Source organism: Nitrospirales bacterium (assembly GCA_031315865.1).
Taxonomy (GTDB): Bacteria; Nitrospirota; Nitrospiria; order Nitrospirales; family UBA8639; genus JAGQKC01.
In genome coordinates this window covers 3603899-3629958 of record JALDRJ010000002.1, presented here as the reverse complement: position 1 = coordinate 3629958, position 26060 = coordinate 3603899, and the positions used below count along the sequence as shown (strand labels likewise).

Genomic DNA, 26060 nt, shown 5'->3' with positions numbered 1-26060 from the left:
GGCATGACTCCTATCGTCTTATTCATGGAGTGTGACCATGGATTGGCCAAGAAGATGTTCTATTTCTTCCATGAATTCGGCATTCGGTAAGACGCCCACGTTTGGAAGAGAAGACGTGGCAACGTGAATATCACTTTCCAGGGCAATCTGCAAGGACACGGAGACAGGGCCCGGGTGTTTTTGGAAAATACGTTGGAGTTGAAGGAGACAGGAGTCTTGTGTCCCCGATTCCTCGATTTTGACCGTTAATGATTTAATGGACCGAGATAACAATTCATGAATGGGGAGAATGGCGGTCGCTTTAATTCTCGTCCCGCTATCCATTTGGTCAACGGTTCCGGTGATTTGGATGATCGACTCCGGGATGAGGTGTTCGGTGCTGGTCTTATAGAGTTCAGGAAACACGATGACTTCCACGGTGCCATGCAGATCCTCAAGTTGCACATACGCCATCGGGTCGCCGCGTTTGGTCGTATGGTTTTTGATCGACGAGATCACACCGCACAGTTTAATGTCTTTGCCTTCTTTCACTTCGGATAGCGTTGCCGTCGTCCCTGTGGAAAATTGTTTGATCGTCGTCGCATGTCGATCTAGGGGGTGGGCCGTGATATAAAATCCCGTTAATTCTCGTTCGTGTTGGAGAAGTTCATTCTTGGGCCATTCACTGATCGTTGGAAGTGGAAATTCCAGCGGTGTGGTCGATTCCGACTCGGATTCGGCGTCTAGCGCTTCAAACAAGCTGGTCTGACCATGTCGTTTTCGACGTTGAACGGTATTGGCTTCTTCGAGGGCTTTCTCGAGAATAGTCATGAGCTGAGAACGAACGAGATTCATCGAATCAAACGCTCCAACTTTGATCAAGCCTTCGAGAACCCGTTTATTGACTTTCTGCAAGTCGATTTGGCAACAAAAGTCATAAAATGACCGAAAGGGGCCTTGCTCGTCCCTGGTCGCCAGGATACTTTCCACCGCCCCACCGCCGACGTTCTTGATGGCTGCCAATCCAAAGCGAATGCCTTCCGGGACGACAGAAAAGTCTTTTCCGCTCTGATTCACGTCTGGCGGCAGGATCTTCAATCCCCGTTCCCGGCATTCGGTAAAATAGCCGACCATTTTATCGGTATTTCCCATTTCCGTCGTCAGTAATGCCGCCATGAATTCTGTCGGATAATGCGTTTTTAAATAGGCCGTCTGATAGGTAACCAGCGCATAGGCGGCGGAGTGCGATTTATTAAATCCGTATCCAGCAAAAAAGGCCATTTGGTCGAATAACTTTTCGGCCTTTTTCTCGGGAATCCGTTTGCATTTGGCGCCTTCGATGAAGAGGGCTTTCTGTTTCGCCATCTCTTCATGCTTTTTCTTCCCCATCGCTCGTCTGAGGAGATCGGCTTGCCCAAGACTGAATCCGGCCAACTGGTTGGCAATGGCCATGACCTGTTCTTGGTAGACGATGACGCCGTAGGTTTCTTTGAGGATCGACTCGAGTTGTGGCGGATCATAGACCGTCTTCGAGGGATCTCTCTTTCGTTTGATGAAATCATCGACCATGCCGCTTTCCAATGGGCCGGGCCGGTAGAGCGCGAGGATAGCGATGAGATCCTCGAAGGTTTCCGGTTTTATCTTCACGAGCAGGTTTCGCATTCCGGAACTTTCCAGTTGAAAAATGCCCGTTGTTTTACCGGTTGCGAGTAGGGAGTAGGTGGCCGTGTCGGTGAGAGAGATATCGTTGATGTCTAGGCGAACTTCTTGGGGGTGCTTGGCATTAACCAATGATTCAGCCCGGTGGATCATCGTCAGGGTTTTGAGACCAAGAAAATCAAATTTGACCAGGCCAATTTTCTCCACATCCGTCATGGAGTATTGAGTCACGATTTCGTCGTGGCTGGTCTTATAGAGAGGAACGTGTTCCATCAACGGTTTTTGTGAGATAACGACTCCAGCGGCATGTGTTGAGGCATGACGAGCCAAGCCTTCCAATGCTTGGGCCGTGTCCATGAGGTCTTTCATTCTCGGGTCTTTTTCGATCAATTCTTCCAGCCGCGGTTCTTGGATCAAAGCATCTTGCAGGGTAATGTTGAGTTGTGTCGGAACCAGTTTCGCCACACGATCGACTTCGGCGTAGGGCATATCCATGACCCGGCCGACATCGCGAATGGCGGCCTTCGCGCCTAGCGTGCCGAAAGTGATGATCTGACAGACGTGTTCCTCTCCATACTTTTCAATGACATAGTTAATGACTTCCCCTCGCCGATCCATGCAAAAATCCATATCAATGTCCGGCATGGTCACACGTTCAGGGTTTAAGAAGCGTTCAAACAGAAGATTGTAGGAAAGCGGGTCCAGGTCAGTTATGCGGAGAGCGTAGGCCACGAGACTTCCCGCTGCAGAACCTCGTCCTGGCCCCACAGGAATGCCGCGTGAGCGCGCAAAATTGATGATATCCCAGACGACCAGAAAATATCCGGCATAGCCCATCGACGTCAGGATGGCGAGTTCGGCTTTCAGGCGGCGTTCGTAGGCCTCACTCGCGATGCCCGTGGGTCGTTCACGAAGGCGGGCGGTCAATCCTTCCTTGGTCAGTTTTTCAAGATAACTTTCCCTTGTCTCTCCTTCCGGGACTGGATAATTCGGGAGGTATGATGTTCCAAACGTCAGTTCGAGATTGCATTGTTCGGCAACTTGACAGGTGTTCAAGACGGCCGATGGGAGCTCGGAAAAATCAGCGACCATTTCTTCGGTAGATTTCACGTAGAGTTGGTCGGTGTCAAATTTCATGCGCGATGGGTCTTTGAGGGTTTTTCCCGTTTGAAGACACAGCATGATTTCGTGAGGGCGAGCATCCCGTTTTTTCAGGTAATGGCAATCATTGGTTCCGACGAGGGGCATGCCGAGTTTCTTGTGAATCTCCACGAGACCGCGATTGGCGATGCGTTGGTGGTCAAGTCCGTTGGCTTGAACTTCGAGGTAGTAGTGGTCTTTCCCGAAAATGGAGCGATATTCATCGGCCACACGAAGGGCTTCGTCCATGTTATTCTGCCCGATGAGGTAAGGAATTTCGCCACTCAAACAGCCGGATAAGGCGATGAGCCCTTCATGGTGTTGGGCTAGTAACTCCTTATCCATCCGTGGTTTATAGTAGAAACCTTCCAGATAAGCCTTGCTGGAAAGTTTCATGAGATTTTGGTACCCCGTGATATTCGTGGCGAGAAGAATGAGGTGGTAATAGTCATTGTGCGCCAAGTGCCCTTCTTTTCGTTGCCGGCGACTGCCGGGGGCCATGTAGGCTTCACAACCGATGATCGGTTTCACACCATGGGTTTGGCCTTTTTGAAAGAAATCTATCGCGCCAAACATATTGCCATGGTCGGTCATCGCGACAGCCGGCATGCCAAATTCTCTGACTTGTTTGAAGAGAGGGTCGAGTTGGTTAGCGCCATCCAGGAGGCTATATTGTGTGTGGAGATGAAGATGAACGAATTGGGAGGCCACTGAGCAGTTCCTATTTCGAGAAAATGTTAATGAGGGTAACAGAGGCAAGTTTATCACAGCTAGTATAGCATTATTGCACGAGTAAAAGGAGCGCAAGATTCCCTGAAAATCTTGCTGGGGATACCATGGGGATAACAAGAAGCCTGGCCAGAGTTTCTGGTTCTTACACGCAAAGGAGATCAAGATGATTTTAACCACCACACCATCGATTGAAGGTCGGAGAATTCGAGAGTATTTTGGCGTTGTCACCGGAGAGGCGATCATGGGGGCGAATTTTTTCCGTGATTTTTTCGCCAATATTCGGGATATCGTGGGAGGTCGATCTGGCGCGTATGAGAAAGAATTGGCCAGGGCTCGTCAAATCGCGTTTGAAGAACTTGAAGCGGATGCCGTGCGAGTTGGTGCCAACGCAATCGTGGGAATTGATTTGGATTATGAGGTTCTGGGTGAGTCGGGAAGTATGCTCATGGTCACCGTGAGTGGAACGGCGGTCCAGTTGGAATAAGGCCGTGAAAGAACGTGAAAGGTCAGTACAGATGTCGATCTTCACACTTGTGGCCTCTGGTGGATGCAGTGATTCACCTCGTTAAGTCTTTCTCGAAAAACACCGACAAGAGGAGATACGAGACCTGAATTGGTCTTGCTCTGCATGTGATAGCGTGTATCTGACCTCTTATTCCCGTTGTGAATCGTTAGTGTTGACCGAGCGAGGGACTGTGGCTGTATACCAGGATCATCATTCACGATTGAATCAAGATGACGATGTTCAGGCGAGACCTTTGAAATCTTTTTTGGAAGCCATCGCCGATCGACGGGCTGTGCCGGGGGTTCTCTCATTTTCTGCCACAGGCGAAGTGCTGTTCATGAACCCAGAGGCGGAAGTGCTCAGTCGCCAGATCATCGGAAGTCGAAATGGAAATGCGAGCGGCGATCGCTTTCCCTCTGAGGTGTTAGACCTGTGTGACGACCTTCAAGCGTCATTACAGAAGCCCATGACCGCGGAAGATTGTGAACAGTTGGAATTGCGCCGGGTCACAGGCAATTTACAGTTGCCTGTTTTGTTGCGAGGGTTCGTCTTACCTGACAGACATCAGGCGACGGATACCCGACTTTTGATCCTCATGGAAAAAATTGGTCGAGAAAGCCAGGTGATCCCGACGCAAACAAAAGAACGGTTTCACCTAACGGATCGAGAAGAAGAAATCGTCGAACATATCGCCGATGGTCTGACGAATAAAGAAATCGCAAAAGCCTTGTCCATCAGCGAGCATACGGTCAAAGAACATGTTCGGCATCTCCTCAAAAAAACCAAATCCTCGACTCGCACGGGCATTCTTGCCCAAATCTATCAAGATTCATAAATCCTGCGTTTTTGTCTCCGACTCAATTCGGTAATCGTGCAGTCCTGCCGGTCTTAATCGGATTTGCCCATCCCATTGTGTGTCCATTGACTTGATTCTCTGAAGCTCAACGAAGATAATCGACCAGTCGATTATCCGCCAACCTCTCTCACTATCCTAGGATCTAGATGAATGTACTCAGCCAAATTGGTCTGGTGTTTGCCATGGCGAGCCCTGGGGCGAAACAAGATGAATCACGTTTGCTCGAGGCATTGCGAAACGGCGATGAACGTGCGTTTATGCAGGTGGTTGATGAATATTCAAATTCGCTTTTGCGAGTGGCGATGGCCTATGTTCCCAGTCGAGCGGTGGCTGAAGAAGTCGTACAAGAAACGTGGATGGGGGTGCTTGCAGGACTCCCTCGATTTGAAGGCCGATCTTCCTTTAAAACGTGGCTCTTTACGATCCTGACCAATCGGGCCAAAACTCGAGGCCAACGAGAAAGTCGGTACATGCCTTTCCCGGAAAAAGGTAAACCCGAGGATGGAGATGAGGGACAGGGTGTGGACGTGGATGCATTCATTCAAACCGGTTCCAAGGCCGGCCATTGGATTACGCCGCCGCACGCATGGGATCATGGGACGCCAGAACGATTAGCATTATCGAAAGAAAGCCGAGAACAGATTGAAAGAGCAATAGCTGCGCTTCCTGACACGCAACGACAAGTCATGACGCTTCGCGATCTTGAAGGAATGAGTTCAGGGGAAGTTTGTAACATCTTGGGTGTAACAGAGACTAATCAACGGGTTCTGTTGCATCGTGCACGGACTCGGGTTCGAAAAGCTTTGGCCCAGTACATTGAGGGGCGGTCAGGGCAATAGCCATGAGTCACAGCTTCAAAGACCATCTTCTGGCATATATGACAGGAAATTTATCCTGTCAGAATGTAGCTGAGATCGTGACGGAGTATCTCGAGGGAACGATGTCATGGACTACATGGATACGATTTCATATGCATTTGGGTTTCTGCCGGTCCTGTAGGAATTATTTGCGACAGATGAAATATACGATTCAAACACTCAGACAACTTCCATCGGAACCGATCTCGCCAGAGGTTCGGGAAGAGCTGCTTCGACGTTTTCGGGATTGGAAGAAGACGTAATCTTCTGTTTTCATGGGCAAGAAACAGTGTTAGGGCTCATCTGGTCTTGTTTCTTGAGTGATCCACCAGGTTTTTGTTGCAAACAAGTATTGATGGCTCTTCGGCGAAGGAGTGTAATCTATGGCTTTGACGAATTCGACGATGCTTCCCCTTGGGACACCGCTACCGCCTTTTCAATTACCAGATGTTAAGTCGGGGCAGAGGGTTTCCCAGGAAATCTTCAGCGACTCCCAAGGTGTCTTAGTCATGTTTATCTGTAAGCATTGTCCGTTCGTCGTCCATGTCGAAGATGAACTGGCACGTATTGGAAGGGACTATCGCAACAGAGGTCTCGGTATCATCGCCATCAGCAGTAATGATGTGAGCAAGTATCCTGACGATGCGCCGCACTCCTTGAAAACGATGGCTGAGTCTTTAGGGTTTGTTTTCCCGATGTGCTATGACGAAAATCAGGCGGTGGCCAAAACCTTCACCGCAGCCTGTACGCCAGATTTCTTTCTTTTCGACAACAAGCATACGTTGGTGTACAGAGGTCAACTAGATGACAGTCGTCCAGGAAATGGCAAGCCGGTAACAGGGAAGGATTTACGAGCTGCGGTTGAACTCGTGTTAGCCGGCAAGTCCGTTCCCCAAGATCAGCGGCCAAGTGCGGGATGTAATATTAAATGGAAATCAGGAAATGAGCCGGATTATTTTTGAGAAAGACAAGAGATGAAGCACGTTCTTCGTCTTACTGCTTCTTTTTAAAAGTGATGTCCCCATAATACGCGATGGCGGCCTCTTTGGTGTTGTCGGTATCCGTCATGAGAGCCACTCCGGAAATCATCGGAGGTTCTTGGCCAAAGGCGCGTTTGTAATCTTCATACACGTTGCGTTCTTCGGTGACCCACTTGCCAAGCCTGTCCTCACCACTTTGAATCACGAACATTTGGACGCGATCCGTGTAGGGGTTCGGGACAACGGTCCCGACAGGACTTTTGCTTGCCCAGATATAGTTGATCGCGGCAAGAGGGGGATACTGACCATAGAGTAACCTGGCCGCTTCATACTTGGCCTTTTCGAATAGCCCGACCTTGGTGCTGTCGTAGATAAAGGTAATATAGATTCGCGCCGGATAATCATCGCCGTCCTTTTTTGTGACGTCTCCATTTTTAAACACATTTTCGACTTTCCATCGCCAGGAGACGATCGGAAACTCTTTCGGGTCTATGGTAATGGGTCGTGTGAGTCCGGATGAGCTTTCGACACTCGTGGCCTTGACGACGACCTGATCATTGTCTTTGACGAGCTCGTACCGTGTGTGCTCTTTGATTTTGTCGAAGGTCAATGGTTCCCAACCAGTAGGGAATTCCTCTCCTTCTTGAGCGTGAGAGAATGTTCCAACTTCAAGGGTTGTGTCGGAGGTTGAGTCCGCGATGCTGGCGGCCGGCCACCAACAGAAGATGATCCAGACGACAATCATCCATCCCGTGGCGTACGTACGGAAACGGAGGCGCCGAGTTTGTTCTGCGGAGGAGCAGCGGGTGCCAGGTGACGTGTCTGAGTGAGCGATTACCGTGTCCATGCGAACCATTTCTTGAGCAGTTGCTTCTTCCAATCTGTCAATGTCGTTTTTCTCCATGCGTTTGCGACTTTTTTAATGACTTCAGCTTGAGTCGGGTAGGGATGTATGGTTCCGGTGATGGTGCTCAGGCCGATTTGGGCTTTCATCGCCAATGTAAACTCGCTGATCATGTCCCCCGCATGAGCGGCCACGATCGTCGCGCCCAGGATTGTATCAGTTCCTTTTTTCACATGCACCCTCGCAAATCCCTCATCTTCTCCGTCCAGGATAGCGCGATCCACTTCATTCAGTGAAAACGTGAATGTGTCGATCGCGATGTTTTTCGATCGTGCCTCTTGTTCATACAAACCCACATGCGCGATTTCTGGCTGGGTGTAGGTACACCAAGGAATGATGAGGGAATGCGTGCTGGCATATCCGAGACCAAAAGGATGCGGAAAGAGTGCATTCTGGATCACGATTTGAGCCATGGCGTCAGCCATGTGCGTGAACTTAAAGGGAAAGCAAATATCCCCAGCCGCGTAAATGTTGGCGTTCGTCGTTTGAAGCCGGTCATTGACTTTCACCCCCGAGCGATGATCATAGGCAATGCCCACAGTGTCGAGCCCAAGACCTTCGACATTCGGGGCTCGTCCTGTACTGACTAGAATTTCATCGACGATCAGTTCTTGCTGGTGTCCTTTCGATTCAAAGTATACGATTTTTTCAGGACCTCGAGATTCAATCCTTTGAATGTCAGATTGAGACACGAAACTCACGCCGTCTTTTCTCATTTGTTCCTGGACGATTTGAGCGGCATCGGTATCTTCCCGTGGAAGAATATGTTCGGTCCTCTCAAAAAGGTGGACGTCACTCCCAAAGCGGGCGAACGACTGAGCCATTTCGCATCCAATGGGACCGGCTCCAATGACGGCCAGACGCCGTGGAAGGCGGGTTAACGTGAAGATCGTTTCATTGGTGAGATAGCCTACATTGTCTAACTCTTGAATTGGAGGCGCTGCAGCCCGAGCCCCCGTGCAAATAACCGCTTTCGTAAAACGTAGAGTTTGACCATTCACGTCAACTGTGTTGGAGCCAGTGAATTTTCCTTCGCCGATGAAGACATCAACGCCCAGTTTTTTGTACCGGTGAGCTGAATCCACATGGCTGATCCGGGCGCGGAGTTTCCGCATTCGTTCCATTGCCGTCCCGAAATCACGTGTGACTCCGTTGGGAGGCAGTTCGATGCCAAATTCATTCGCGCGCTTCACTTCCGCCCACGTTCGTGCGGCACGGATTACCCCTTTGGAAGGGACGCACCCTACATTCAGACAATCGCCGCCCATAAGATGGCGTTCAATTAAGGCGGCGCGGGCACCGAGTGCGGTCGCGACAGCCGCGGTAATCAGGCCTGCAGTCCCAGCCCCGATGACCACCAGATTATATTGTTCCGCTGGTTCAGGGTTGATCCATTGAGGCGGATGTACGTTGTTGACCAGCTCTTGATTGAATTGGTCCATGGGTAACACTTGGGTCGAATCGACAGTCATGGGCTTCGGTTGAATCATCGTTTCCCTCTATCGTCGTCGTGGTATGGTGGTAAGAGTTGGCACGGATGGCTTAGTGGATTCCGGTTCACGGCGATAAGGATTCCGGGTTATTCTTCCCAGTAAGCTTCCGGTAGACAATGGGCATGATGGCGAGTAAGCCCAGAAACGTAAAGGCCAGTAATACTGGTGGAGATGCGATTTCCGATAATGAATTGATCGTGCCGAGTTGACGGCCGGCAAATGCAAACACAAAGCTCCCGGGAATGATTCCCAGAGCCGTGGCCGCGATGTAGGTTCCAAGGTTCACTCGTGTCAGGCCGGACACCAAGTTGACCAAAAAAAACGGAAACGCCGGAATCAGGCGTAGTGTCATCAGATAACTGAAAGCATTTTGGGCGAATCCCGCTTGAATCGGCCCCAGGCGATCTCCAAATTTCGTCTCAATCCAATCACGCAGAAGATAACGTGCGGCAAGGAATGCGAGTGTGGCTCCAGTAGTGGCGCCGATGTTGACTAATAGAGTTCCGAAAAAGCTTCCGAACAGGAATCCGCCGGCGAGGGTCAGAATGGCACCTCCAGGGAGTGAAAACGCGGTTTGAGTGATGTACACCAGGATGAAGAGAGACGCGGCGATCGTGAAGTGGCTTTCAGTATAGGCGAGCAGTTGATCCCGGTTGGATTGTAGTGATGCTAAAGAAAGGTATTGACCAAGGTCAAAGTAGAAAAAAATGCCGATTCCAGCTGCGAAAAGGAATGTGAGAACGATTTTCCCGAGTGACTTTGGCGGTTCTTGAAGAGTTGTGCTGGATGTCTTGTTCAATGGCCAGCTCCCAGGGTGGGGTCGCTCGCTATTTTATTGGTGATCCTGGGTGTTGGAAACTCCAACACCAGCAATCATGACTTCGACGACTGCATTGATGTCTTCGAAAGGAGATAGTCGTTACATAAGTTTTTTGTTGACTGTTGGCAGAGGCGATCGCACGAGGCATATGGTTCCTGGTATGTACATCAAAATAGTCCGACTGTTTGAATCCTCAAGCTGGTTGTTCGTGAGTCTTGGCGTCTTACGCATAAAAGTATGAAGCAACATCCGTCGTTAGATTACAAGAGTCCCATCAGGAATACTAGGTTATGGGGAAAGATTGTGATGTTCGTCGTGATATTGGCTACCGCCTACTGGGCCTTCCAGCAGGCAGATATCGTGCAGTATTTTCACCCGGACCGACTCGTTGAATTTTTTCAGAGATTTGGTCTCCTTGCACCCATGGTGTTCATAGGAATGATGGCGCTGGCAGTGGTCGTGAGTCCCATTCCCAGCCTTCCATTGGATTTAGCGGCTGGCGCGGTTTTTGGGCCGTTCATGGGGACAGTCTATGCAGTGATTGGTGCTGAAATTGGAGCAATCATCAGTTTTCTGATCGGGCGAATGTTGGGTCGGGAAGTCGTGACCCGGCTCCTACGCACTGATGTGGTCTTTTGTGAGAAATGTTCGGATCATCATCTTATCGGATTCGTCGTTGTCGCGCGGCTTCTTCCGCTTTTTTCCTTTGATCTCGTCAGTTACGGGGCCGGCCTCACAACGATGAGTCTCAAGGCGTTTGCACTTGCGACATTCGTTGGCATGATCCCCCCGACCTTTGCACTGGTCTACTTTGGAAGCAGCACGGTCGCAGCTGATTGGATGGTCTTTGTTTTGGGACTGATATTGGTTGGACTTTTGATCCTTTTGCCAAAACTGATCATGAACAATCGGTCGGCGTGGTGGGTTCGATTGGTGTTGGGGGAAAAGCCTGAGACGGGGGAAACATCGGGGGCCTCTTCGGCGTCAGCGATGAAATGCTCATGGTGCGGAGCCAAGAACGGAGTTCAGGGTTTGGAACGCTAGGAAAGTTTTGATACGAGTTCTTCAGCCGGATACGTTAAGATTTCAGCGAGGGTCGGATGGTAATGTGGAATCCTGATCAAATCATGCACTGTGCCACGGAAATACATGATGGCGATAAATTCATGAATCAGTTCGGACGCTTCAGGCCCGACGATATGTCCGCCGATGATTTCTCCGGTTTTCGGGTGACACAGGATTTTGACATGCCCGTATGTTTCTCCCAGGCAAAGCGATTTTCCGTGTTCGTTAAAGAGATATGAGGCCGCCAGATAGTCGATGCCTTGCTGCTGGCATTCTCGTTCATAGAGCCCCACGCTTGCGATTTGAGGATCGGTGAACACGACCTGGGCTTTCAGGCGGTCATCCTGCAGGCGGGGCGTGGCGCTCGGGTGAACGGCATTCCAGCCGGCGATTTCTCCCTGTTGGATCGCGATGTGGACAATTTCATGGAGCCCATTGACATCCCCGACCGCAAAGATGTGAGGTGTGGAGGTCCGCATGTCGCTGGAAACCTTGATGGCGCCGTTGTGGACTTTGACGTTGGCTTTTTCTAGTTGAAGGTTCGCGATATTGGGATGACGTCCTAGCGCCTGAAGAATGACCGCGGCAGATACAGCTTGTTCTTTCCCTTGGTGGTGGAAGTGAACCGTTTTCTCGTTCCCGGTTTGCTCAACGCGCCGAATCGTTGTGCCGGTCAAGACGCGCATCCCTTCTTTCTGAAGGCGTGCTTCAAGGGGACGTGCCAAATCTTCATCACCCTGAGACATGACATGTCCGCTTCGTTGCAGGAGCGTGACACGGGTGCCGAGTCGTGAAAAGAATTGAGCCAATTCAAGGGCGACCGCTCCGCCGCCGAGGGCAATCATCGACTCCGGAAGCGTGCGTAAATCCAGGGCCTCATCACTGGTGATATAGCCCACTTCCTCTAAGCCGGGTAGCGGGATGCGAGAGACAACCGACCCGGTGGAGATAATGAAGGCTTTGCCCGTCAAGCGATGTGGGCCGGCCTGGACTTCGGTAGGAGAAAGAAAGTGCACACGTTCTTCATAGAGGGTGAACCGCGGATCTTTCAGGGCGTCGATTCGATAATCGGCAAATTCTTGAATCAACTGAACCTTACGGTCGATAATAGCGGAGAGGTTGGCTTTGGCCGAGACCGGATAGAGTCCGAATTCTTCGGCCCTTTGCATGAGCGACATGACATCGGAGGAGCGAAGGAGCGTTTTGGTTGGCATGCAGCCGCGAAGGATGCACAGGCCTCCTAAGGGGCCGTGATCGATGATAGCCACATCGGCGCCGTTTTCTTGTGCGGTTCGTGCGGCAGCATATCCGGCAGAGCCGCCGCCGATGATGATCACGTCGTGGTTCATGCTCTTATGCGCGGTTGAGAGGAAACCGGAGCCGATCCTACTCTGAATGGGACAGATGTGCAACTTTGTTGTGTATGAAATCTGAATGGCCATACTACATTCTGTATCGCATGGGGATGCTTGGGCTGCTCATGATCCTCGCGCAAGGGTGTGTGACGTCCACAGGGCCGCTCGCGACGTTACCGATCGTGAGCCCGGATGCGGCTGAGCACAATCGTCTGGGGATTGAAGCTTATAATAGCGGGAAGTGGGAGGAGGCGAGGCAGCAGTTTGAGCAGGCGGTGTTGATTGATGCGCAATTGCCTGAGGCTCACTTCAATCTGGCTCTGACATTACACAAACTCGAAGACCATGAAGGGGCGACACGGCATTTTCAGCAGGCCGGAAGGTTGGCTCCAACGAGTGCGAGCATTGTCGAGACGACATTATACCGGAATCATCTTGGTCTTTCCTCGACCTTCGAACGCCATCTCAGTGGTGGGTATCGATATGCGAAGTGAAAATTATCTTGATCCGCTCAGTATGCGATTGATTCTCCATCTCGACAGGGAGAGAAGTCGTCAAGGATGATCTTTCAGGGGCACGTCGAAGTTTATGCCATGTTTACCTGTAATGTTTTTGAAAGCCAATGACAGCTCTCGTGGGCGGGCATCGGAGGTGTGACCCAATACCCTTGGATGATGTCACAGCCGAATTCCGCCAGAAGATCAGCTTGAGATTCGGTTTCAACGCCTTCGGCGATGATCGTCAGTCCTAATGTGTTGCTGAGGGCGATAATCGCTCTGACGATCGCAGCGTTGTTCGTATCGGTATTGATGTCATGGATGAGTGACTGGTCGAGTTTGAGCCCGTCCAATGGAAAGGCTTTAAGATAACGGAGTGAGGCATAGCCAACTCCAAAATCATCGATGTAAATTCTCACGCCCATGGCTTTCAGTTCTTGCAAGGTGGAGAGGGTGCTGGGTGATTCATTGATTAAAAAGCTTTCCGTAAGCTCCACTCTCAGGAATTGCGGGTCAAGTTGGGTTTCTTGAAGAATGGACTCGATGGCGGCCGGCAGGCTTCGCTTGTGCACTTGTCGAGCTGAAAGATTCACCGAGACCGGAGAAATCGGCAGGCCTTCGCTTTCCCATTTTTTGAGCTGTGCACTCGCTGTGTGCAGAACCCATTCTCCGATGGGCACGATCAACCCGGATTCTTCTGCTTTCGGGATAAAATCCATAGGACCAATCATGCCCTGGTAAGGATGTTGCCAACGAAGCAACGCTTCCATGCCGATGATTTGTCGGGTACGAAGGTCCAATTGGGGTTGATAGTGCAGTAAAAACTCACCTTTCGTCAGAGCCCGACGGAGTTCAACGTCGATCGTGTTTCCATCCAGTGGCGAATTCTGCATGCCGGCCGTATAAAATTGAAAGTTGTTCCCGCCCTGTGCCTTGGCCCGGTACATCGCGGTATCGCTATGCTTCAATAAGTCCTGCGCTTTGGCGCAATCCCAAGGGTAGATCGTGGCGCCTATGCTGCAAGTAACATGGAGCTCATGATCTTGCACCATCATGGGTTGTGAGACCAGATCGATCAGCCGTTGCGCGATCATGCCAACATTCTCGACAGACGAGATTTCGTCGAGAAGAATAGCGAATTCATCTCCCCCCATCCTGACGCCGGTATCCACTTCACGTATGCATTTTTTGAGTCGGCTGGCAACGGTCTTTAACACCATGTCGCCATAGGCATGCCCAAATGTATCGTTAATGGCTTTGAATTGATCCAAGTCAAGAAACAACAGGGCAATCGCGGTGTCGTTTCGGTTACATCGGGCCAGGGCATAGTGGAGGCGTTCATGAAATAAGCCACGATTGGCGAGACCGGTCAGATGGTCATAATGGGCCTGATAGGTGACCTGTTCATGGACGCGATGGCGCTCGACCGCGTATCGAATCGCTCGACTGAGGGCATGGCTATTGACCTGTCCTTTGATCAGGTAATCCTGAGCGCCGTTTTGAACGGCTTGAACCGCCAAGGCTTCATCTTCGAGGCCGCTTAAGATCAGAATGGCAGACGATGGGTGTGCCTGACGAAGTTGTCGCAGGGTGTCGAGTCCGAGGGATTGAGGCAAGTCCAAATCGAGGAGCAGGATATCAAATGTCGATTGTTGAAAGAGTGTAAATGCTTCTCTAAGACTCGTGGCCTGTGTGAATGTGAATTGTGTGCCCAGTCCGTCTTTAATCATCTCGAGAATAAGAGTTCCATCATCAAGGTCATCATCGACGAGAAGAACATTGAGCAGGGTCGGGTCTGACTGGGCCATGGTGAGATTTCCTTCTTGTATTGTTGGACAATATCGTTTGTTGCTGCGTACCTCTATATCTTTTCGGGACTTCGTTCTCGATGCTTGAGGTTATTGGGAAAATAATTTAGCGGTGGCCGGTTGATTCGTGTTGGAAGAAATTGCCCGGTATTTTGTTTGAATTTTCCCGGCGTCAAAGGTCTGACATTTTCCTCACCGATAGTGCCCCTCCATTCCCATCTCTCTCTGACGACTGCGGCGTTCCAATTGGCTTCTCTTTTGATCTTGCTCTTGGTTGTAGGGTGTTTCATGGGGTTCATTCTTCATCTCGTTTGACCGACATATGGATGATTGAGAAACACTTCGTTCATCCTTGGCCCTGTTTTTTAGGTTTTGGCTCTTACGCGGAAAGTGTAGCGGGCGGTGTAAATAGGAAACTCTGAGACTCTTGGTGACAGAAGCGTGAATTGTATATGACGGGGCATAGCCTCTCAGACTCATCTTGTTGTTTGCCTGTTCCTGCGCGAATGTCTTGGACCGCCCAAGAACGATGGGTATGGGAGAGGATATGTCAAGGGCATATAGCAGATTTAAATGAATATGATGGGCTCACTCACGTGTTGGACCCCACACAGCCCGCGTGCTGGCCACAATCTAGAATTCTGCGCGCCTCTTTTCTTTGTTGCATTCTTCTCGATAAACACTACTCATGCGCGATTCCTAGGCAAGGCGTTCGAATCAAAGGGGCATGGTGGCAGGATGAAATAAACGGGGCACACTGTCTGATTGCCCATGAGCTTTGGCTTCACGCTTGCTATTTTGAGCAACCCGTTCATTTTGAGTATGTAAAAATCAAGGGTACTCTTTCGTTTGAGGGGTCTTCATTCGTTGAAAAATTATCATTGGGCAACGGGACAATCGATGGAGACCTCGTGTTTGATCGATGCACGATGTCCATGCCGTTGGACATGATGCATTTGCACGTGCGTGGATTGCTCTGGGCTGGTTCGGCCGGATGTTTCGCGTCTATCTCACTTCGGGGAAGTCGTCTGGACCGTGGTCTGACACTATCCGGGATCACAATTTACGGAATGGTAGATCTTGAGCAGGCTCAAATTGGAGGAAATGTGTTTGTCGAACAATCGGAGGTTCTGTCCTCGTTGTCATTGAGCCGGGCGACTATTCATGGCAATCTTTCTCTTAAAAAAACGGTAATCGTTCATGCGGTGCATTTGCATAGCCTTGAAGTGCAGGGGGGACTGTTTCTTCGATCGGGCCTACGATGTGAGCTGCTGGATCTTCGGAACGCACATTGTGGAGGTTCTGTGACGATTCAAGGTGAGCGTATCGCAGGGGGAATAAATTTAGCAGGAGCGGAGATCGATGGTTCGTTATTTATTGGAGGAGGGCTGTCTTGTCACTCAATGAATCTGTCTGGAGCCACCGTGGGGCAATCGTTAACGCTCGTTGACGTGCAGGGTACAGAGAAGGTCACGATGACAGCCGTCCAAGTTGTTGGCAGTCTCATTTTGGGCGCTCACGTCCGATTGGGCGCAGTAGACTTAGTCGATGCTCATGTCGGAGGTCCCGTACTATTTATCGACGTGGAAATTTGCGGGACCGTCAACATGAAAGCCATTCATGTTGGAGGAAGTTTGAATCTGTATGAAAATGACCGCTTTGGTTCAGTCAATCTCGATCAGGCTCAGGTTCAAGGCCGACTTGCTATTGTCGGGGCAACATTTTCGCAAACCCTCAGTATGGATGGCATTCAAGCGAATGGTGGTGTATTCATCGGTGAGGGGACGCAATTTAATCAGGTGAGTCTTTTCCAGCATTAGCTCACATCATTTCTGTTTTTCTCGCCGCTATTCCTCCCTTTCAGTTGAGGAACCTGAAATTTTCCTCTCGCTTTCTGAGTCTCATCAGCTTCAGCAAAAAACAAGCAAAGACTCGTGAGAAACATGATAGGGCCTTGGCTATTTTGTGCCCACAGAAATACATGAATATCCTTTTATTACAATTGGTTATATGAGATTATTGTTTAATGATTCGTAATGTCGTAAATGCGCATATGTTCTTAGGTGTTAGTTTCCTTTACTTTCTCAATGAAACACCGTATAGTAGCTATAAGTTTTGCCTAGACGGAACCCGCGTGGATTGTGAATTGAGTTACTGTGACTTTTTTCCTATAAATCATAGGCTTAAGAAAATTATCGTCAGTAGTTTTTTGATAAAACTTATTTCGATTTGTATGACCAGACACGTCACGCCAAAATTTCTTCAATAGGTAACAGGTAATAAGTATAGTTTAATAAGAATTTCCACGTTTGTTTTTTTGATAACTCGCTTTTTGCGAAAATAAAATGAAGATAAAATTGTTTTTGAAATCTTAAGTTCCATTACTCGATTTTAAGAAAACATTAGGCGGCGTGTTCGAGTGAAGAAGATGGTGAGAAAGCATTCTAATCATTGTTTGTGAAGGGGTGTTGCATGTCAAAAGAAAAAATTGTTGGTGATGTTCAGCGGCTAATCACCCTCGCGAGAGAAAAAGGGCACCTAACGCATAAGGATCTTTCTCAAGTTCTCCCAGTAGAAATCGTGACGTCAGATCAGCTCCATGTTGTCCTCTTGGCCTTAAACGAAATGAACATTGAGGTCTTGGATTTACCTAAAGATGTCATTCAACATGCGGCATCCGGAGCAGACATCGAAGACTCAGATCACTCCAACGATGATTCAGACAATAGTAATAGTGACATAGACTTAACGCCTGGTGAACCCACTCGAATCGATGATCCTGTTCGACTCTACTTGAAGGAGATGGGACGGGTGCCGCTGTTGACTCGCGACGGAGAAATTGATCTTGCTAAACGCATCGAAGAGGGAAAGCGCGAACTGGCATGCGCCATGTTCGGGATGCCTGTGACCATTCAACAGTTTGAGATGCTTTACGAACAACTCAAGAATCAGGAGATTCGCGTGCGTGACTTGGTTTTACTCCAAGACACACTCGATGAGGAGGAAATTGAGGAAGAGCCTCAGGCTAGCGAGCAAGAGGATGAAGAGTTGCACCAGCGAACATTGGAGATCCTCGGTGCAATCCGAAAACATGGGCGATCCTTGATGACTTTGTATGGGAATCAGCGAAAAGCTGCATCTTCCAAGACGAAGAAGGGGCAGTTGGAAAAACGAATCTCTGATGTTTGTGATCAGTTTGTCGATCAGATCGAAGCCTTGAACTTGCATCAGCGTGTTCGGGATCAGATGTTAAAACGTATCAAGGATATCGGGAAAGAGATTTTTGAATGTGAAGCCGTCATACGTCGGAGTACGGCCCGGTTGGGGTACGCGAACCAAGATAGCATGCAAGTTCTTTCATCACGTTCTCGTGCTTCGTCAAAGACGACTATTGGGCGGCGGAAAGTCGAGTTGAGTACCCAGGAAGTCGCGAAGCTTAAAGATGCGATCGCTGAAGCCAAGCATCGGTTAAAAGAAGTACAAGAGGAAATCGTATTGATTCCACTCAACGAGTTTCAAGATGCCTTGAATAATCTTGGGAGAGCCGAATCTAAAGTGAAACGCGGCAAAGCACAGCTCATTGAAGCCAATCTGCGCTTGGTGGTGAGCATTGCACGGAAATATACCAATAGAGGCCTTCAGTTTATCGATCTTATTCAGGAAGGAAATATTGGACTCATGCGGGCCGTGGATAAGTTCGAGTATCAACGCGGCTATAAATTCAGCACCTATGCAACCTGGTGGATCCGACAAGGCGTAACCCGCGCGATCGCAGATCAGGCACGAACCATTCGGATTCCAGTTCATATGATCGAAGCCAACACGAAACTCGCGAGAACGGCACGACAATTAGTGCAGCAACTTGGTCGGGAGCCAACCCCTGAGGAAATCGCCAACCGTATGGGGCTCACGGCTGAAAAAGTTCGAATGATGTTGGATATTTCCAAGGGGACTATCTCATTAGAAACACCAATCGGAGAAAAGGAAGATAGTCAACTTGGCGATCTTATCGAGGATAAAAATGCCGTCTCTCCGATGGATGCGGCCAATCGGTATGATCTTCAACGTCAAATCGCGAATGCTCTTGGTGTGCTGACACCTCGGGAAGAAACCGTGATCAGAAAACGGTTTGGGATCGGGGATAGTACCGATCATACGTTAGAGGAAATCGGACAGGATTTTGACGTGACACGAGAGCGGATCCGTCAGATTGAGGCCAAAGCGCTCAAAAAATTGCGTCACCCAAGTTGCAGTCATAAGCTGAGGAGTCTTGTCGAGCATATCTAACGTTCTTCCATTACATTGTTCTTACCGTCAAAGGCCCCGTCATGAATGACGGGGCCTTTTTGTTGAGCCATGTTTTGATAGATATAAGTATATGGCGTTCTAGCGTTGCACCTCTTCTAGCGTGCTTTCTTAAATGGTATTATGGATGAACTATGCGTATTTTGGTTGTTGAAGACGAGCCCAAAGTCGCCTCGTTTATACGACGAGCCTTAGAAGAAGAAAGCTATGCCGTGGACGTTTGCGCGGATGGCCAGCAGGGTCTAGATTGGGCGCAGTCGGTCGACTACGACTTAATTATTCTAGACCTGATGTTGCCGGGAATCCCTGGGCTTGAGCTGCTGAAACAAATCCGTCGGGGGGGGGTCAAGACTCCCGTGGTTATCCTGACGGCTCGTTCGGAAGTAGATCAGCGTGTGAAGGGCCTGGATGCGGGGGCGGATGACTATTTGACCAAGCCCTTTGCTATCGAGGAGTTATTAGCCCGTACTCGAGCGCTTCTTCGCCGTGCTGGGGGAGCTCCTACGGGGATTTTGCAGGTTGATGATTTAGTCTTAAATCCTGTCACAAGAGAAGTCACGCGGGGCGACCAGCGTATAGATTTAACCACCAAGGAGTATGCCCTCTTAGAATATTTAATGCGAAATGCCGGACGAGTGCTTACCAGGCCGATGATCACGGAACATGTCTGGGATTTAGACTTCGATACCTTTACGAATGTGATCGATGTTTATATCAGTTACCTGAGAAATAAAATTGATCGAGGGCGTAAACAGAGCCTCATTCAGACCGTACGCGGCTCTGGATATGTCATGAGGTCGGAGACATGAGTCAGGCCTCGATCCGAGTCCGACTGACGTTGTGGTATGGGACAGCGTTAGCGTTGATTCTGATCGTGTTTGCCGGAACCATGTATTTTGTCATGTCTCGCGCATTGCGAGATCAGGTTGATGCTTCACTTGAAGAGGCGGCTTCGGCCGCCATTCGAACATTAGGAGAGCACCGGTTTGGACCATTCTTGATTTTCGAAGATTTGTCACAAAATTTTCCAGAACTGGCTTTGCTCGATAAATTTTTTCAGATTTTTGGCCCGGCGGGCCAGGTGACCATCCAATCCGCGAATATTAAGAGCCGGGAGATTCCGCTCAGCCAGACGGCCTTTCAAGCTTCGCTTAAAGGCCATTCGACGTTTGAATCTGTCAGATTTGATCATGGAGTTCCGTTCCGATTGTTCTCAGTGCCTATTCGCCATACGGATCGGCTTGTCAGCATTCTCCGAGTTGGAACGTCCCTGTACCCGACCGAGAAAATGTTGCAACGACTGCTCTTGGCTCTTCTTATTGCCTCACCGATCGCGATCATTGTCTCTTTGCTGGGTGGCTGGTTCTTGGCCGGTCGCGCGTTGGAACCCGTGAATGTGATCACTCGTGCGGCCGAACGGATCGCGGATGGTGATTTAACGCAGCGGATTACGAGTCCACGCTCGACCGATGAAATCGGACGTCTGGCGTCGGTCTTCAATGACATGATTGCGCGGCTTGAAATTTCTTTTCGTCAAATCCGCCAGTTCAGCGCCGATGCTTCCCATGAACTTCGTACGCCCTTGACGATCACGAAGGGAGAAACCGAATTGGCTCTGCGTCGTCCAAGAGCGGCTGAAGATTACAGGCAAGCTCTTGAAAGCAATCTGGAAGAAATCGATCGTATGAGCCGAATTGTCGATGAATTGTTATTTTTATCTCGGGCTGATCTGGGCGAGATCAAAATGACGATGACCGAGGTTCATTTTGATGAGTTAGTCCGGGAAGTTCAATGGCAAGCCACGGTTCTTGGTCAAGAACGACACATTGAGACCGTCTTAGAACGTGTTGACCCGGTCACCATACTCGGTGATGAACTTAGACTTCGTGAACTCTTGTTGAATTTGGTCGATAATGCGATTAAGTATTCCCACACGAATGGCAAGGTGCAGATCTCACTGACTACGGTAGGCACTCAAACCAAGCTAGAAGTCCGGGACTTTGGGATTGGCATCTCTTCTGTCGAACAACAGCGGATCTTCGATCGGTTTTATCGCACAGACACGGCCCGTGCTCACACATCGAAGGGGACGGGGTTGGGGCTTGCCATTTGTAAATGGATCGTCGAGGTTCATCGAGGAACTATTGAGATCCAGAGCTCAACTCATGCCGGTTCTTGCTTCACCGTCCTCTTGCCAATCCACTCACCTGGCCTGTAGCCACATTCCCATCCCGACCGGTTACATTAAAAAATTCTAATCTAAACTTAATCCTCCCTTCATGTCTCGTGAGTATATATACGAGAAAGGGTGCTCAGTGACGCATGGAGGAGGGTTGTATGAAACACAAAGCCATTCGTTTTTTAAGGGAATGTTTAGAGGATTTCCGACAGCTGTCAACTATTGATTGGTCGACAAATCGTTTGCTTGGGTGGATGGTTCCAGACTTTTTCTCATTAAGGGCACTGGTTCCCGTCGCGAGGCAGTCACGGCGTGGGTGCATTATGAGGGCATGCCGGATGAGAGCAACAGAGGACTTATGAGCAGGGAACGGCAGAAAAGAATTGGAAATTGACTAGGGCTAATGCAAAAGGAAAGAAAGAAGGAGGCTTGTCATGATGGTCTTGCATGAAACAGGAGAACATCTCGAGAGGAAAGGCAAAATCGCCAGACAATATCATGAAGAAAACGACAACGATATTGACGGTGGGATGCCTCAGAAATGGACTAAACGAAGTTCTGAGCATGAAGTCGGAGTATTTGATAAAGTGCCGGTTCCCAATGGCGAAGGATCGGTCTCACTCGAGACAGTCTATTTTCGCGACTTTCGAGCCAGGCCGCTTCTTGACCCTGATGCAGAGCTTCTTCTGGCTCGACAACTCCATGAAGGGTCGTCCACCATACGAGAGGTTCTACGTACGGCGAGACGCCTCTGTCAGCCATGGAGTTCACATCAAGAACTTTCATTTCTATCGACGCGGCTTGGAGAAATTGAAGAACTCAGTGGCCTTTCAGCTCCGAACATCCAAGAAGTCATCGATGCGTTGAATACTTGTGGTTCGCTCGTAAATCAATATGGGAAAAAGGGGGAAAGTGTCAGCCTCCAGCTCGAAGAGCTTCTCGGTTCGGTGGAACTAGCCCGAAAAAAGATCGAACGAGCGAAAGATGAACTGGTGCAGCGTAATCTTCGCTTGGTCATCGACATTGCCAAACGATACCTCAATCGCGGTCTTGGGTTCCTGGATTTGGTGCAAGAGGGAAATATTGGGCTCATGAAGGCTGCTGAACGATTTGATTATCAGCGAGGCTTCAAGTTCAGCACGTACGCGACTTGGTGGGTACGCCAAGGTATTACTCGGGCGGTAGCTGATCAATCCAGGACGATTCGAGTTCCGGTCCATACGACAGAGGCTTCGAATCGGATTGCTCGCACAGCACAAAAATTAGCCCAACAGCTCGATCGTGAGCCAACCTATGAAGAGCTCGCGGCCGAGATGGGATTGAGTCGGGAACGTATTAAAGAAACGATTCAAGCCTTTCAAGAACCTATATCTTTGGACGCTACTCCAGCAGAGGGTGATGGCCAGATTGGAGATCTCATTCCAGACCTGGAAGTCGTTTCACCAGATATAGAAATAGATAAGAAGAAAACTGCGCAGCAGCTTGACCAAGTTCTCCAGATCTTAACTCCTCGTGAGCGCCAAGTGGTTCGTTTGCGATTTGGGATTGGGCAAGATGAGCCATGGACTTTGGAACAGGTCGGCCAAAGTTTGTCGGTGACACGCGAGCGAATACGGCAAATTGAAGGAGTCGCGCTTAGAAAGCTCAAAGAGCCTAGAGTGAAGTCTTTACTGGCTGAATTGCGCTAATTGTTGTCCTTTTTGATGGTTCTAAGCAGTTTGGTCAGAAATAGAGTGATTTAAGTATATGCATGTAGGTTTTTAGCCATGAACTCCGTGAGACGAGATATTCAGACGCGCGGAAGTCATTGAATATAGGTAACATTCATGTAATAGGTTACAATCGTTAATCCCCTCAACATCTAGCGAAAAGGCGTAGGACCTGAGCCGTCAGGCTCCTACGCCTTTTTTACGTTCTTGTCGCCTGGTTACAATAGGCGACGAATGAGACTGGCTGTTATCAAATTTTCTTGCCGGGACTGTTGAAAAAAGCCGCCGCCGGCGTTCTCGGCCTTGCTGCTTGGCTCGCATTGCTCATGATTTTCGCCAATGGCCCCTTCCCTCGCATGATGAAGTGTTCAACAGAACTGAAACACGGAAGATGAGCCAAGACTTTTTTGAACCGCCTCGAAGCTGTTGGGGTACAACATCTTTCTGGCAGAATATGACCCTTGATACCCTCATTATTCAACACGCCCTTGCAGATTGCCGAACAGGTATGGGGAGGGCACCGAAGTCACACTTCAGGATTATCTTCCACCTGGTGGATTTTGCAATGGCCGATGAGATGGGTGACTTCAAGAGACGTTATGTAGGGGGAAGTTATCCCGTCGAGCCGAGGCACCGTGATAAACCATGAACATGATGATTAAGCCGGGACTCTTGATTCCCGAGAGAGCTTTGGTTTTTACCGCATCTCGCAGTCAGGGCCCAGGGGGGCAAAACGTGAACAAGGTGAATAGCCGTGTGACTCTGCATTTTGATGTTGTTGGTAGTCCATTTTTATCCCCGGCTCAGAAGTCTCGCGTGTTGTCTGTCTTGGGTTCACGGGTCAACGCCGAAGGGATGTTGCGCCTTGCGTGTCAAAAACATCGTATGCAATCCATGAATCGCGCGGAGCTTATGGATCGTTTCGCCCATCAACTTCGACAAGCCCTAGCGCCAAAACCGCATCGTGTTCCCACGCATGCGTCAAAAGCCATCAAAGAACAGAGGCTCGACCAAAAGAAACGTCGGGGCCAAATCAAAAAGAATCGAACTACGGTACGGAGAAATGAGGATTAGGAGTCATTCCGTGCGTATTGAGGATGAAAAGGAATTGTTCAGTATGTCTATATCGTCACGATCGAAGGGCCCTCAACCACCGAGTGCCAAGCGCGTCCCGTTCAGATTAGAAGAACATGGCCATGTCCGGGTTGATGACTATTATTGGCTTCGCGAACGCCAGAATGCGGATGTCGTGAGGTATCTCACTGACGAAAATGCCTATGCTGACGAGGTCATGGCGCATACGAAACCGCTGGAAGAGCAATTGTTTCAAGAAATTAAAGGACGAATCAAGCAGTCCGACTGGTCGGTTCCGTTTAAGATGGGAGCCTATTACTATTATGTTCGTTACGAACCTGAACGTGAGTATGGCATCTATTGCCGAAAATACGAGACCTTGGAAAATCCTGAAGAAGTCATGCTGGACGGCAATGTGTTAGCACAGGATTGTGAATACTTTTCTCTTGGGAATTGGATGGTGAGCTCGAGACAAGATTTCTTAGCCTATGCGGTGGATACTCAGGGCCGTAGGATCTATACGTTGTATTTTAAAAACCTTGTCACGGGCGAGGTGCTGAATGAGACGATTTCAAATGTGACGGGAAACATGGATTGGGCCAATGACAATCGCACGATTTTCTACAGCAAACAAGATCCGGACACGTTGCGATCTTGTCAGGTTTGGCGGCATGTGCTCGGGACGGAGCCCGAGAAAGACAAGCTGGTGTACGAGGAAAAAGATGAAACATTCTCGACCTATGTGTTCAAGACCAAATCAAAACAGTACCTCATGATCGCCTCACACCAGACAGTGTCGAGCGAATATCGTTTCCTTGATGCCTACGAGCCTTCCGGGGAATTTCGCGTTTTTCATCCACGCTCTCGCGGGCATGAGTATGACGTCGATCATTTTGACGGAAAGTTTTATATTCGAACGAATTATCAGGCGACGAACTTCCGACTGCTGGTTGCACCTGTGGAACATCATGCGATCGATCATTGGGCAGAGCTCATCCCTCACCGAGATGAAGTTCTGTTGGAAGGGATCGAACTGTTTTCTCGATTCTTAGTGGTAGAGGAACGTATTCAAGGGCTGATTCATCTTCGCATCATTCCTTGGGATGGAGGAAAAGAGCACGAGATTGATTTTGGGGAACCCGCCTACTACGCGGCCTTTGGGGATAACTATGAAATGGATGCTTCAACCTTGCGGTTTGGGTACACGTCCATGACCACTCCGATGAGTATCTATGATTATGATATGGAGACCAAGGAACGGGTTCTTCTCAAGCAAGAGGAAGTGTTGGGGGGATTTTGTGTTAGCAAGTACCGAACAGAACGTCTGCATGCAACGGCCAAGGACGGGACCTTCGTACCTATTTCGATCGTGTATCATCAAGGATTCGTCCCAGATAGTACAGCGCCATTGCTCCTCTATGGATATGGTTCCTATGGCGCGAGCATGGATGCGAGTTTTAGCTCGGCTCGTCTCAGTCTGTTGGATCGTGGGTTTGTGTTTGCCATTGCCCATATTCGCGGAGGAGAAGAATTGGGCAGAGCATGGTATGAGCAGGGAAAATTATTTCAAAAAAAGAATACGTTTGATGATTTTATCGCTTGTGCAGAATATCTGTTGGCGCATGGGTACGGAAATCCCAAAAAGTTTTTTGCGATGGGGGGAAGCGCAGGCGGACTGCTTATTGGGGCCATCGCCAATCAACGTCCTGATCTCTTTACCGGTGTTGTTGCGCAAGTGCCCTTCGTCGATGTTGTCACTACGATGTTGGATGAGACGATTCCTCTGACCACAGGGGAGTATGATGAGTGGGGCAATCCCCATCAGAAGCCCGATTACGACTACATGTTGTCGTACTCTCCGTATGACAACGTCGAGGCCAAGGCGTATCCGCATATGTATGTCACGACAGGCCTGCATGACTCGCAGGTACAGTATTGGGAGCCGGCGAAGTGGGTGGCCAAACTGCGAACGCTGAAGACTGATAAGAATCGCCTTATCCTGAGGACGAACATGGATGCGGGGCATGGCGGGGCATCGGGGCGGTTTAAGCGGTATCGAGAAACAGCGTCAACCTATGCCTTTCTCTTGGATTTGGCAGGGATCTCCCGATAGTTCCTACCAACTGGAGCCTTTGGTATGTAG

At 49.5% G+C, this 26060-nt stretch carries 20 protein-coding genes; 13 read left to right on the top strand and 7 right to left on the bottom strand.

The annotated features are described in order from the left end of the window. Positions 1-18: 18 nt before the first annotated feature. Positions 19-3489, bottom strand: a complete 3471-nt coding sequence (gene dnaE, locus MRJ96_16475; GenBank protein ID MDR4503040.1) for a DNA polymerase III subunit alpha — start codon at positions 3487-3489, stop codon at positions 19-21. A gap of 184 nt (positions 3490-3673) precedes the next feature. On the opposite strand from dnaE, the gene MRJ96_16470 reads away from it, so the two are divergent. The 4 genes from MRJ96_16470 (at position 3674) to MRJ96_16455 (ending at position 6690) form a co-directional block, all read left to right on the top strand. Then, a complete protein-coding gene (locus MRJ96_16470) occupies positions 3674-3994 on the top strand; it encodes a heavy metal-binding domain-containing protein (protein MDR4503039.1) in 321 nt (106 codons plus the stop codon). 154 nt (positions 3995-4148) lie between these two features. Continuing rightward, on the top strand, positions 4149-4850 hold the full coding sequence (locus tag MRJ96_16465) for a LuxR C-terminal-related transcriptional regulator (GenBank protein MDR4503038.1): 702 nt from the start codon (positions 4149-4151) through the stop codon (positions 4848-4850). A 167-nt stretch (positions 4851-5017) separates the two neighbouring features. Next, positions 5018-5710 (top strand): sigma-70 family RNA polymerase sigma factor, encoded by a 693-nt coding sequence (locus tag MRJ96_16460; protein MDR4503037.1) that lies wholly within the window; start codon positions 5018-5020, stop codon positions 5708-5710. 401 nt (positions 5711-6111) lie between these two features. Then, on the top strand, positions 6112-6690 hold the full coding sequence (locus MRJ96_16455; GenBank protein MDR4503036.1) for a thioredoxin family protein: 579 nt from the start codon (positions 6112-6114) through the stop codon (positions 6688-6690). A gap of 31 nt (positions 6691-6721) precedes the next feature. On the opposite strand, the gene MRJ96_16450 is transcribed toward MRJ96_16455, so the two are convergent. The 3 genes from MRJ96_16450 to MRJ96_16440 form a co-directional block, all read right to left on the bottom strand. Next, the gene (locus tag MRJ96_16450) at positions 6722-7555 is read right to left on the bottom strand and encodes a DUF3047 domain-containing protein (protein ID MDR4503035.1); all 834 of its coding nucleotides are present in this window, start codon (positions 7553-7555) and stop codon (positions 6722-6724) included. Beyond that, positions 7543-9102: a mercuric reductase gene (locus MRJ96_16445; protein ID MDR4503034.1), complete on the bottom strand. Its 1560-nt coding sequence runs from the start codon at positions 9100-9102 to the stop codon at positions 7543-7545. The genes MRJ96_16450 and MRJ96_16445 overlap by 13 nt, the downstream gene beginning before the upstream one ends. Positions 9103-9169: 67 nt before the next feature. Then, entirely contained in the window at positions 9170-9904 is a 735-nt protein-coding gene (locus tag MRJ96_16440) for a TVP38/TMEM64 family protein (GenBank protein ID MDR4503033.1), read from the bottom strand. 258 nt (positions 9905-10162) lie between these two features. On the opposite strand from MRJ96_16440, the gene MRJ96_16435 reads away from it, so the two are divergent. Beyond that, positions 10163-10969 (top strand): TVP38/TMEM64 family protein, encoded by an 807-nt coding sequence (locus MRJ96_16435; GenBank protein ID MDR4503032.1) that lies wholly within the window; start codon positions 10163-10165, stop codon positions 10967-10969. On the opposite strand, the gene MRJ96_16430 is transcribed toward MRJ96_16435, so the two are convergent. Then, positions 10966-12339 carry a dihydrolipoyl dehydrogenase gene (locus MRJ96_16430; GenBank protein MDR4503031.1) on the bottom strand — a complete coding sequence of 458 codons (1374 nt, stop codon included), beginning with the start codon at positions 12337-12339 and terminating at the stop codon, positions 10966-10968. The two genes, MRJ96_16435 and MRJ96_16430, sit on opposite strands and share 4 nt — an antisense overlap. 74 nt (positions 12340-12413) lie before the next feature. On the opposite strand from MRJ96_16430, the gene MRJ96_16425 reads away from it, so the two are divergent. Then, positions 12414-12839: a tetratricopeptide repeat protein gene (locus MRJ96_16425; GenBank protein ID MDR4503030.1), complete on the top strand. Its 426-nt coding sequence runs from the start codon at positions 12414-12416 to the stop codon at positions 12837-12839. Between the two features lie 92 nt (positions 12840-12931). On the opposite strand, the gene MRJ96_16420 is transcribed toward MRJ96_16425, so the two are convergent. Next, positions 12932-14650, bottom strand: coding sequence for an EAL domain-containing protein (locus MRJ96_16420; GenBank protein ID MDR4503029.1), 1719 nt, complete (start codon positions 14648-14650; stop codon positions 12932-12934). Positions 14651-14703: 53 nt separating this feature from the next. Beyond that, a complete protein-coding gene (locus MRJ96_16415) occupies positions 14704-14940 on the bottom strand; it encodes a hypothetical protein (protein MDR4503028.1) in 237 nt (78 codons plus the stop codon). A 621-nt stretch (positions 14941-15561) separates the two neighbouring features. On the opposite strand from MRJ96_16415, the gene MRJ96_16410 reads away from it, so the two are divergent. From MRJ96_16410 to MRJ96_16380, 7 genes are all read left to right on the top strand, one after another. Continuing rightward, a complete protein-coding gene (locus MRJ96_16410) occupies positions 15562-16470 on the top strand; it encodes a hypothetical protein (protein ID MDR4503027.1) in 909 nt (302 codons plus the stop codon). A gap of 652 nt (positions 16471-17122) precedes the next feature. Next, complete coding sequence (gene rpoD, locus MRJ96_16405) at positions 17123-18937, top strand: RNA polymerase sigma factor RpoD (protein ID MDR4503026.1); 1815 nt, start codon at positions 17123-17125, stop codon at positions 18935-18937. 152 nt (positions 18938-19089) lie between these two features. Further along, positions 19090-19764, top strand: a complete 675-nt coding sequence (locus MRJ96_16400; protein MDR4503025.1) for a response regulator transcription factor — start codon at positions 19090-19092, stop codon at positions 19762-19764. Continuing rightward, positions 19761-21173, top strand: coding sequence for an ATP-binding protein (locus tag MRJ96_16395; protein ID MDR4503024.1), 1413 nt, complete (start codon positions 19761-19763; stop codon positions 21171-21173). Before MRJ96_16400 ends, MRJ96_16395 begins: the two co-directional genes overlap by 4 nt. A 395-nt stretch (positions 21174-21568) precedes the next feature. Continuing rightward, positions 21569-22822 carry a sigma-70 family RNA polymerase sigma factor gene (locus MRJ96_16390; GenBank protein MDR4503023.1) on the top strand — a complete coding sequence of 418 codons (1254 nt, stop codon included), beginning with the start codon at positions 21569-21571 and terminating at the stop codon, positions 22820-22822. A gap of 666 nt (positions 22823-23488) precedes the next feature. Beyond that, on the top strand, positions 23489-23917 hold the full coding sequence (gene arfB / locus MRJ96_16385; protein MDR4503022.1) for an aminoacyl-tRNA hydrolase: 429 nt from the start codon (positions 23489-23491) through the stop codon (positions 23915-23917). Between the two features lie 43 nt (positions 23918-23960). Next, a complete protein-coding gene (locus tag MRJ96_16380) occupies positions 23961-26030 on the top strand; it encodes a S9 family peptidase (protein ID MDR4503021.1) in 2070 nt (689 codons plus the stop codon). Positions 26031-26060 lie beyond the last annotated feature (30 nt).